The sequence below is a fragment of the Micromonospora globosa genome (genome assembly GCF_000717585.1).
GTDB classification, from domain to species: domain Bacteria; phylum Actinomycetota; class Actinomycetes; order Mycobacteriales; family Micromonosporaceae; genus Micromonospora; species Micromonospora aurantiaca.
This window is the reverse complement of record NZ_JNZR01000106.1, coordinates 1-304: the sequence shown is the minus strand read 5'-3', so window position 1 is coordinate 304 and position 304 is coordinate 1. Positions and strand designations below refer to the sequence as shown.

Here is a 304-nt window from a genome sequence, read left to right as displayed (position 1 = left end):
TGGCGTGTTCGCCGGTCCGGTGGCTGCGCACGCGGCGGACACCACCCACACCAAGCCGGTTGCGGCCACGGTGCAGGGTGACAAGCTGATCCCGCACGGTGTGCAGGGTGAGCAGTCGCGTATCGACCTGAACGACGAGCAGACCGCCAACGTGAAGGCCATCATTGCGGCGACGAAGAAGGCCGGTATGGACGAGCGTGCCGCTGTCGTGTCGATCGCCACGGCGTTGCAGGAGTCGAAGCTGGAGAACCTCGGCCACCTCGGTGACCGTAACGACCACGACTCGCAGGGCCTGTTCCAGCAG

1 pseudogene is annotated in these 304 nt (G+C 66.1%); it reads left to right on the top strand.

The window, feature by feature from the left end:
• Positions 1 to 304: pseudogene (locus IF06_RS0131845) on the top strand (hypothetical protein); the annotation flags it as partial.